This is a genomic window from Variovorax stachyos, from assembly GCF_051400855.1.
Lineage (GTDB): Bacteria > Pseudomonadota > Gammaproteobacteria > Burkholderiales > Burkholderiaceae_C > Variovorax.
Genome location: NZ_JBLFFN010000018.1, coordinates 95,101 through 102,621 on the forward strand (window position 1 = coordinate 95,101; position 7,521 = coordinate 102,621).

Below are 7,521 nucleotides of genomic sequence, written 5' to 3' on the forward strand. Positions count from 1 at the left end.
CGACCACGTGGCGTCGCCGGCCGACGGAGACCCCACCCGTGATCACCGAACTCGAATTCAAGAGCCTCAGCGCGCAAGGCTACAACCGCATCCCCCTGATGGTCGAGGCCTTTGCCGACCTCGAAACCCCGCTGTCCCTCTATCTCAAGCTGGCCCACGCCAAGGAGAGCGGCCGCCACAGCTTCCTGCTGGAATCGGTGGTGGGCGGCGAGCGCTTCGGGCGCTACAGCTTCATCGGCCTGCCGGCGCGCACCTTGCTGCGCGCCAGCGGTTTCGGCGCCGAGGCGCTGACCCAGGTCGTCACCTGCGGCAAGGTGGTCGAGGAGGTCCACGGCAATCCGCTGGACTTCGTCGCGGCCTACCAGAAGCGCTTCAAGGTGGCGCTGCGGCCCGGCCTGCCGCGCTTCTGCGGTGGGCTGGCCGGCTACTTCGGCTACGACACCGTGCGCCACATCGAGAAGAAGCTGGAACTGAGCTGCCCGCCCGACACGCTGGGCTGTCCCGACATCCTCTTGCTGCAATGCGAGGAGCTGGCGGTGATCGACAACCTCTCGGGCAAGCTCTACCTGATCGTCTACGCCGACCCGGCTCAGTCGGAGGCGTATGCCAATGCCAAGCGGCGCCTGCGCGAGCTGCGCGAGCAGCTCAAGTACTCGGTCAGCGCGCCGCAAGTGCGTCCGACACAGGCGCATCCGCCCGAGCGCAGCTTTGCCAAGGCCGACTACCTTGCGGCGGTGGAGCGCGCCAAGGAGCTGATCGCAGCCGGCGACTTCATGCAGGTGCAGGTGGGCCAGCGAATCAGCAAGCGCTACACCGAATCGCCGCTGTCGCTCTACCGCGCTCTGCGTTCGCTCAACCCCTCGCCCTACATGTACTACTACGACCTGGGCGACTTCCATGTGGTGGGCGCCTCGCCGGAGATCCTGGTGCGCCAGGAGCAGACGGGCGGAGGCGAGCAGAAGATCACCATCCGCCCGCTGGCCGGCACCCGCCCGCGCGGTGCGTCGCCCGAGCTGGACAAGGCGGCCGAGCAGGATCTGATCAACGACCCCAAGGAGCGTGCCGAGCACGTGATGCTGATCGACCTGGCGCGCAACGACATCGGCCGCATCGCCAAGACCGGCAGCGTGAAGGTGACCGAGGCCTTCGCCATCGAGCGCTACAGCCACGTGATGCACATCGTCAGCAATGTCGAGGGCACCTTGAAGGACGGCATGACCGCGATCGACGTGTTGAAGGCCACCTTCCCCGCCGGCACCCTGACCGGCGCGCCCAAGGTGCACGCGATGGAGCTGATCGACCAGCTGGAGCCCACCAAGCGCGGCCTCTACGGCGGCGCCTGCGGCTACATCAGCTACGCGGGCGACATGGACGTGGCCATCGCCATCCGGACCGGCATCGTGAAGGACCAGATGCTGCACGTGCAGGCGGCTGCGGGCGTCGTGGCTGATTCGGTGCCCGAGTTGGAGTGGAAGGAAACCGAGGCGAAGGCGCGGGCGCTCCTGCGTGCCGCCGAACTGGTCGAGGAAGGGCTCGAGTGATGGCCGACGAATTTCAGAACACCGACTTCTCGCACGAGATCATCGGGGCCGCGATCGAGGTGCAACGCGTGCTCGGCGTCGGCCTGCCGGCCGAGGTGTACGCCGCCGCGCTGGAGATCGAACTCGCCGAGCGCGAGATCGGCTTCGTGCGGGACGTGCCGGTGTCGGCCAGCTACAAGGGCCGCTCGCTCGGCGAGGTCTGCCGCGCGGGCTTCGTGGTCGAGCAATCGGTGGTGGTCGAAGTGAAGGCGGTCGATGCGTTGACCGACCTGCATCGCGCCCAGGCGCAGGCCGCGGTGCGGCTGTCGGGGCTGCCGCTGGGCCTGCTCGTCAATTTCAACGTGTTCCCGGTGGTCAAGGGCGTGCATCGGATCGGAGCCAAGCCATGAAACTGCTGATGATCGACAACTACGACAGCTTCACCTACAACCTCGTCCAGTATTTCGGCGAGCTGGGTGCGGAGGTGGAAGTGCATCGCAACGACGAGATCACGGTCGAAGGGGTGGGCGAGCGCATCGCTGCCGGCGTCGGGCGGCTGGTGATCTCGCCCGGACCGTGTTCGCCGGCCGAAGCCGGCATCTCGGTGGCGGCGATCAAGGCCTTCGCCGGCACGCTGCCGATTCTCGGGGTCTGCCTGGGCCATCAGGCAATCGGGGCTGCTTTTGGCGCCCGCATCGTCCGCGCGCAGCAGCTGATGCACGGCAAGACCAGCGAGATCACAACCACGCGCGAGGGCGTCTTCGCCGGGTTGCCGGAGAAGTTCGTGGTCAACCGTTACCACTCGTTGTCCATCGAGCGCGACACCTGCCCGGGCGAACTCAAGCTCACGGCCTGGACCGAGGACGGCGAGATCATGGGCGTGCGCCACACCGGCTTCGAGCAGGCGGTGCGCATCGAGGGCGTGCAGTTCCACCCCGAGTCCATCCTCACCGAGCATGGCCACGCCATGCTCAAGAACTTCCTGGAGTAACACCATGAGCAGGCCCCTGGTCGATCTGCGCAGCGACACCGTGACCCGGCCGACCGCTGCGATGCGCGACGCCATGCTGGCGGCACCGCTGGGCGACGACGTGTTCGGCGACGATCCGAGCATCAACTCGCTGCAGGCGCAGATCGCCGGCATGCTGGGCTTCGAGGCGGCGCTCTTCGTACCCACGGGGACGCAGAGCAACTTCTGCGGGATCCTCGCCCACTGCCAGCGTGGAGACGAGTACATCGTCGGCCAGATGGCGCACTGCTATCGCTGGGAAGGCGGTGGCGCGGCGGTGTTCGGCAGCGTGCAGCCGCAGCCGCTGGACCATCAGCCGGACGGCACGCTGGCCCTGAAGGACATCGAAGCCGCCATCAAGCCCGATGACGCGCACTTCGCCCGCACCCGCCTGCTCGCACTGGAGAACACGTTGGGCGGCAAGCTGCTGCCCTTCGACTATGTCGAGCAGGCCACGCAGCTCGCGCAACGCAAGGGCCTCGCCCGGCATCTGGATGGCGCGCGGCTCTTCAACGCGGCGGTCGCGCAGGCGGCGCAGCGCGGCACCGACGCGCGTGACGAGGCGCGGCGCATCGCGGGCTGCTTCGACAGCGTCTCGGTGTGCTTCAGCAAGGGCCTCGGGGCGCCTGTGGGATCGGCGCTGTGCGGATCGCGCGAGCTGATCGCCCGCGCCCACCGCATCCGCAAGATGGCCGGGGGCGGCATGCGCCAGGCCGGGATGCTGGCTGCCGGGGCGTCGCATGCGCTGGAGCACCACATCGATCGCCTTGCCGAAGATCACGCGCTGGCGCGCCGGTTGGCCGAGGGCCTGGCCGGAATCGACGGCCTGCAAGTCGAGGCGCCTCAGACCAACCTGCTCTTCGTCGACCTGGTGGGCAAGGCGCAGGCGCGCTCCGCCGATCTGCTGGCGCACCTGAAGCGCGAGGGCGTGCTTGCCACCGGCCTGTACCGGCTGCGTTTCGCGACGCACCTGGACGTCGACGCCGGCGGCATCGACCACGCCATCGCCGCCATCCGGAGCTTCTTCCATGCCTGACGCGCATTCGCTCTTGCTCTTCGTCGTTGCCGGCCTGCTGTTGAACCTGACGCCCGGCCCGGACGTGCTCTACATCGTGACCCGGGCACTGCGCTCGGGCGTGCGCGCCGGCATCGTGGCCGGCCTGGGCATTACGGCGGGCTGCTTCGTGCACATCACTGCTGCCGCGGTGGGCGTAGGCGCGCTGATGCAGACCTCGGCGGCGTTGTTCACGGTGCTCAAGTGGATCGGCGCGGCTTACCTCCTCTGGGTCGGCGTCCGCATGCTCGTGTCACGCATGCCGAAGGAGAGTGTCCTGCCGATCGAAGACATGCCGGAGCGTTCCAGCCTGAGGAGCGTCTTCCTCGGCGGCTTCTGGACCAATGTGCTCAACCCGAAGGTGGCGCTGTTCTTCCTGGCCTTCGTGCCGCAGTTCATCGCGCCCGAGACGGCCAACAAGCCGCTGGCCTTCTTCCTGCTCGGAACGTTGTTCAACTTCAACGCCATCTTCGTGAATGTCGGCTGGGCGCTGCTCGCAGGCTGGACGGCACGCCATGTGGGCTCGGTGCGCCGCGGCATGCACTGGCTGGAGCGCGGCGCGGGCGCCCTGTTCATCGGCTTTGGCATCCGGCTCGCGCTCGCAGAGAATCCGGGCGCGGCCCCATCCGTTCACTGACCCAAGGGAGACTCACCATGCCCATCACCCCCCAGGAAGCCCTGCAGCGCACCATCGAGCACCGCGAGGTGTTCCACGACGAGATGCTGCACATCGTGCGTCTGATCATGAGCGGCGAGTGCTCGCCGGTGATGATGGCGGCGCTGATCACCGGTCTTCGGGTCAAGAAGGAGACCATCGGCGAGATCACCGCCGCCGCGCAGGTGATGCGCGAGGTCTCGACCAAGGTGCCGGTGGCCGACACCCGCCACCTGGTCGATATCGTCGGCACCGGAGGCGACGGCTCGCACACCTTCAACATCTCGACCTGCTCGATGTTCGTGGCCGCGGCGGCGGGCGCCAAGGTCAGCAAGCACGGCGGGCGCAGCGTGAGCAGCAAGTCGGGCAGCGCCGACGTGCTGGAGTCGCTGGGCGTCAACATCAACCTGAAGCCCGAGCAGATCGCGAAATGCATCGCGGACGTGGGCATCGGCTTCATGTTCGCGCCCAATCACCATCCGGCGATGAAGAACGTGGCGCCGGTGCGCAAGGAACTTGGCATCAAGACCATCTTCAACATCCTGGGGCCTCTCACCAACCCGGCCGGCGCGCCGAACATCCTGATGGGCGTGTTCCATCCGGACCTGGTCGGCATCCAGGTGCGCGCGCTGCAGCGGCTGGGCGCCGAGCATGCGCTGGTGGTCTACGGGAGGGACGGCATGGACGAGATCTCGCTCGGCGCTGCCACCATGGTTGGCGAGCTGAGGAACGGCGAGGTGCGTGAATACGAGCTGCATCCTGAGGATTTCGGCTTTGCCATGTCCAGCAACCGCACGCTGCGCGTCGAGACGCCCGAACAATCCAGGGCGATGCTGCTGGGCGTGCTGGACAACCAGCCGGGTCCGGCGCGCGACATCGTGATTCTCAATGCCGGGGCTGCGCTCTATGCGGCCGACCTGGTCGACTCGATGGCGGGCGGGATCGCACGTGCCCGTGCGGCGCTGGAATCGGGCGCGGCGAGGGTCAAGCTGGCCGAACTGGTCCAGGCGACCAACGCGGGCTGAGGAGGGGGAAAGCATGTCCGACATCCTCGAGAAGATCGTTGCGGTCAAGCGGGAAGAGGTGGCTGCGGCGCTCAAGATGCGCCCGTTCGAGGCGATCCGCTTCGATGCCGAAAGCCGGGTACTCACGCGCGACTTCACCGGCGCGCTGCGCGCCAAGATCGCAGGGGGCCAGGCGGCAGTGATCGCCGAGGTCAAGAAGGCCAGTCCGAGCAAGGGCGTGCTGCGCGCCGACTTCATCCCGGCCGACATCGCTCAGAGCTATGCCGAGGGCGATGGCACGGTCAACGCGGCCTGCCTCTCGGTGCTGACCGATCGCCAGTTCTTCCAGGGCGGCGTCGACTACCTCAAGCAGGCGCGCGCCTCCTGCGAGCTGCCGGTGCTGCGCAAGGATTTCATCGTCGATGCCTATCAGGTCTACGAATCGCGGGCCATTGGCGCCGATGCGATCCTGCTGATCGCCGCCTCCCTGGATGACACGCAGATGCGCGATTTCGAGGCGATCGCGCTGGGGCTGGGGATGGCGGTGCTGGTGGAGGTGCACGACGCGGCCGAGCTGGAGCGGGCGCTGAAGCTGCGCACGCCGCTCATCGGTATCAACAACCGCAACCTCCGGACCTTCGAGGTCTCGGTGCAGACCACCCTTGATCTGCTGCCGAGGGTTCCCGCGGATCGCCTGCTCGTCACCGAGTCGGGCATCACGTTGCGCGAGGACGTGGCGAAGCTGCGTGCCGCCGGCGTCCATGCCTTTCTGGTGGGGGAGGCCTTCATGCGTGCCGACGAGCCCGGCGAGGCGCTGGCCGACCTGTTCCGATGAGCCGCCGGAGCGTTCCCACGGCGAATACCGTAGCCCGCAGGGCGGAGGTTGCACTATGAGCGCGCCCCCCACCCAACTGTCCAGCAGCGATCCGGCCGACTGGCCGGTGGCCCCGGGATGGCAGCCCCTGGTCGACGAGTTCTTCGGCTCGCCAGCCGGGCTCAAACTGATCGACTTCCTGCATGAGCGGCTGAAGGCTGGCGCCGCCATATTCCCACCCAAGCCGTTGCGAGCCCTCGAGCTGACGCCGCCGGAGGCAGTGCGCGTCGTGATCCTCGGCCAGGACCCGTACCACGGGCGTGGCCAGGCGGAGGGACTCGCCTTCTCGGTGGCGCCGGGCGTGCCCTTGCCCCCGTCGCTGCGCAACATCTTCAAGGAGCTGGAACGCGATCTGGGCACTCCGCCGCCGCGTTTCCCCGATCCGGGCGGCAGCCTGGTCAAGTGGGCCATCCATGGTGTCCTGCTGCTCAACACCTGCCTGACAGTGGAGGAGGGCCAGCCGGCCAGCCATTCCGGCCGAGGCTGGGAGGTGCTGACCGATGCTGTGATCCGCCACGTGGCCGAGGGCGACCGTCCGGTGGTGTTCATGCTGTGGGGATCGCATGCGCAGAGCAAGCGCGCGCTGATCGACAGCCGCCGCCACAAGGTGCTGACCGCGAACCACCCCTCGCCGCTTTCGGCTCTGCGCCCACCAGTGCCCTTCATCGGTTGTGGCCATTTCGGCGAGGCGCGGGCCTGGCGGGAGTCCCAGGGTCTTTAATTGATCCGGGTGAAATTGAATGCTCGCGCTACGGAGAAGGTCGAAGGCATTTCCGCGGTGGGAACCTGCGTCGCCTGCCCGCGGCCAAGCCCTGTCATCGACCTGCCCTGTCAACCGTGCTATATTTCGAGGTTCGCCGGAGAGGTGGCCGAGTGGTTAATGGCAGCAGACTGTAAATCTGCCCTCTTACGAGTACGCTGGTTCGAATCCAGCCCTCTCCACCAGCGAAGAACGGATTTTGCAGAGCGTTTGAATGGCGGGTTTCGGTGCAAAGCTTGAAGCGAAAGCGCAGAACCCGGACCGTACTACGGTGCGGCCCTGGCTCGAGGGGTTGCACCGCGATGCGGGAGTAGTTCAATGGTAGAACCCTAGCCTTCCAAGCTAATGACGCGGGTTCGATTCCCGTCTCCCGCTCCAGCAATCTCCGATCGACGCGAGGCGCAGGTTTTTGGAAGTATTTCGCCCATTTGGCTCAGTGGTAGAGCACTCCCTTGGTAAGGGAGAGGTCGCGGGTCCGATTCCCGCAATGGGCACCAGTCTTGGGGTTGTGGCCGGATGGCTGCAACCCCATGTCAGTGTGTTGATCTAGTTATTTTTCGGAGTCGAGAAAATGGCAAAAGGAAAATTCACCCGCACGAAGCCGCACGTGAACGTGGGCACGATCGGTCACGTGGACCACGGCAA

8 protein-coding genes, 3 tRNA genes and 1 pseudogene are annotated in these 7,521 nt (G+C 66.8%); all 12 read left to right on the forward strand.

Annotated elements, in window-relative coordinates:
• Window positions 1-38 precede the first annotated feature (38 nt).
• Complete coding sequence (gene trpE / locus ACMGEZ_RS24395) at window positions 39-1,541, forward strand: anthranilate synthase component I (RefSeq protein ID WP_436824868.1); 1,503 nt, start codon at window positions 39-41, stop codon at window positions 1,539-1,541.
• Window positions 1,541-1,930, forward strand: coding sequence for a GxxExxY protein (locus ACMGEZ_RS24400; RefSeq protein ID WP_436824869.1), 390 nt, complete (start codon window positions 1,541-1,543; stop codon window positions 1,928-1,930). The genes trpE and ACMGEZ_RS24400 overlap by 1 nt, the downstream gene beginning before the upstream one ends.
• Complete coding sequence (locus tag ACMGEZ_RS24405) at window positions 1,927-2,511, forward strand: anthranilate synthase component II (RefSeq protein ID WP_436824870.1); 585 nt, start codon at window positions 1,927-1,929, stop codon at window positions 2,509-2,511. Before ACMGEZ_RS24400 ends, ACMGEZ_RS24405 begins: the two co-directional genes overlap by 4 nt.
• A gap of 4 nt (window positions 2,512-2,515) precedes the next feature.
• Window positions 2,516-3,565 carry a low-specificity L-threonine aldolase gene (ltaE, locus tag ACMGEZ_RS24410; RefSeq protein ID WP_436824871.1) on the forward strand — a complete coding sequence of 350 codons (1,050 nt, stop codon included), beginning with the start codon at window positions 2,516-2,518 and terminating at the stop codon, window positions 3,563-3,565.
• Window positions 3,558-4,220 (forward strand): LysE family translocator, encoded by a 663-nt coding sequence (locus ACMGEZ_RS24415; RefSeq protein ID WP_436824872.1) that lies wholly within the window; start codon window positions 3,558-3,560, stop codon window positions 4,218-4,220. Before ltaE ends, ACMGEZ_RS24415 begins: the two co-directional genes overlap by 8 nt.
• A 17-nt stretch (window positions 4,221-4,237) precedes the next feature.
• Entirely contained in the window at window positions 4,238-5,263 is a 1,026-nt protein-coding gene (gene trpD / locus ACMGEZ_RS24420) for an anthranilate phosphoribosyltransferase (protein WP_436824873.1), read from the forward strand.
• A gap of 13 nt (window positions 5,264-5,276) precedes the next feature.
• Entirely contained in the window at window positions 5,277-6,077 is an 801-nt protein-coding gene (gene trpC, locus ACMGEZ_RS24425) for an indole-3-glycerol phosphate synthase TrpC (RefSeq protein WP_436824874.1), read from the forward strand.
• 55 nt (window positions 6,078-6,132) lie between these two features.
• The gene (locus tag ACMGEZ_RS24430) at window positions 6,133-6,837 is read left to right on the forward strand and encodes a uracil-DNA glycosylase (RefSeq protein WP_436824875.1); all 705 of its coding nucleotides are present in this window, start codon (window positions 6,133-6,135) and stop codon (window positions 6,835-6,837) included.
• 138 nt (window positions 6,838-6,975) lie between these two features.
• Window positions 6,976-7,061 (forward strand) — tRNA-Tyr (locus ACMGEZ_RS24435).
• A 119-nt stretch (window positions 7,062-7,180) separates the two neighbouring features.
• Window positions 7,181-7,254: transfer RNA gene (locus ACMGEZ_RS24440), tRNA-Gly, on the forward strand.
• Window positions 7,255-7,298: 44 nt separating this feature from the next.
• A tRNA-Thr gene (locus ACMGEZ_RS24445) sits at window positions 7,299-7,373 on the forward strand.
• 74 nt (window positions 7,374-7,447) lie between these two features.
• Window positions 7,448-7,521: pseudogene (locus ACMGEZ_RS24450) on the forward strand (GTP-binding protein); the annotation flags it as partial.